This window comes from Mycobacterium sp. TH-M82, from assembly GCF_057473605.1.
In genome coordinates, this window is sequence record NZ_JBYCKY010000652.1 from 1 (window position 1) to 1,584 (window position 1,584).

At 66.2% G+C, this 1,584-nt stretch carries 1 protein-coding gene; it reads right to left on the reverse strand.

The annotated features are described in order from the left end of the window. A partial coding sequence (gene aceE, locus AC2VON_RS19170; RefSeq protein WP_486954367.1) for a pyruvate dehydrogenase (acetyl-transferring), homodimeric type occupies positions 1–1,584 on the reverse strand: 1,584 nt, incomplete at both ends.

The window sequence follows — 1,584 nt, forward strand, 5'->3', positions numbered from 1 at the left end:
CCCACAGGCCGTCACCGGTGCGCTGGAACCCGAACATCGAATAGAAGATGTAGACGCCGATCATCGGCTCGTCGTGGGTGGCATACGAGGTGCCCACCGCGGTGAAGCTGGCGGCCGCACCGGCCTCGTTGATGCCCTCGTGCAGCATGTGGCCGGTTTCGCTTTCCCGGTACGCCAGCATCAATTCGGCGTCGACCGAGGTGTACAGCTGCCCGTTGCGGTTGTAGATCTTCAAGGACGGGAACCACGAGTCCATCCCGAAGGTGCGGGCTTCGTCGGGGATGATAGGCACGATTCGTGACCCGATGTTCTTGTCGCGCAGCAGTTCCTTGAACACCCGCACCGTGGCCATGGTGGTCGCCACCTCCTGGTTGCCCGACCCCTGCCGGACCGCCCGGTAGGCCTCGGGGCCGGGCAGGGTGAGCGCCTTGGACTTGTTGCGGGCCCTGTTGCGGCGCTCGGGGACGAACCCGCCCAGGCTGCGTCGTCGGTCGAGCAGGTAACGGATCTCCGGCGCCTCCGGGCCGGGGTGGTAGTAGGGCGGCAGATAGGGGTCCTCCTCCAGCTGGGCGTCGGAGATCGGGATCCGCATCGAGTCGCGGAAGTCCTTGAGGTCTTCGGCCCGGAACTTCTTCATCTGGTGGGTGGCGTTGCGCCCGGCGAAGTGGCTGCCCAGGCCGTACCCCTTGATGGTCTTGGCCAGGATCACGGTGGGCTGGCCCTTGTGCTCGACGGCTGCGCGATAGGCCGCATACACCTTGCGGTAGTCGTGACCGCCCCGCTTGAGGTTCCAGATCTGCTCGTCGGAGAGGTGCTCGACCAGGGCTCTGGTGCGCGGGTCGCGGCCGAAGAAGTGCTGCCGGACATAGCCGCCGTCGTTGGCCTTGTAGGTTTGGTAGTCCCCGTCGGGGGTGAGGTTCATCAGATTGACCAGGGCACCGTCGGAATCGGCGTGCAGCAGCGCATCCCACTCGCGGCCCCAGACCACCTTGATCACGTTCCAGCCGGCACCCCGGAAGAACGACTCCAGCTCCTGAATGATCTTGCCGTTGCCGCGCACCGGCCCGTCCAGGCGCTGCAGGTTGCAGTTGATCACGAAGGTCAGGTTGTCCAGACCCTCGAGCGCGCCGACGTGTAGCAGGCCCCGGCTCTCCGGCTCGTCCATCTCTCCGTCGCCCAGGAAGCACCACACATGCTGGCCGGAGGTGTCTTTGATGCCACGGTCATGCAGGTAGTGGTTGAATCGGGCCTGGTAGATGGCGTTCATCGGGCCCAGGCCCATCGACACCGTCGGGAACTCCCAGAAATCGGGCATCAGCCGCGGATGCGGGTACGACGGCAGGCCGCCACCGGGATGGCTGTGCTCCTGGCGGAAGCCGTCGAGCTGATCGGTGGTCAACCGGCCCTCCAGGAAGGCCCGGGCGTAGATGCCGGGGGAGGCGTGGCCCTGGATGAAGACCTGGTCGCCGCCGCCCGGGTGTGACTTGCCGCGGAAGAAGTGGTTGAAACCGACCTCGTAGAGCGACGCCGACGAGGCGTACGTCGAGATATGACCACCCACGCCGACGCCGGGCCGCTGTGCGC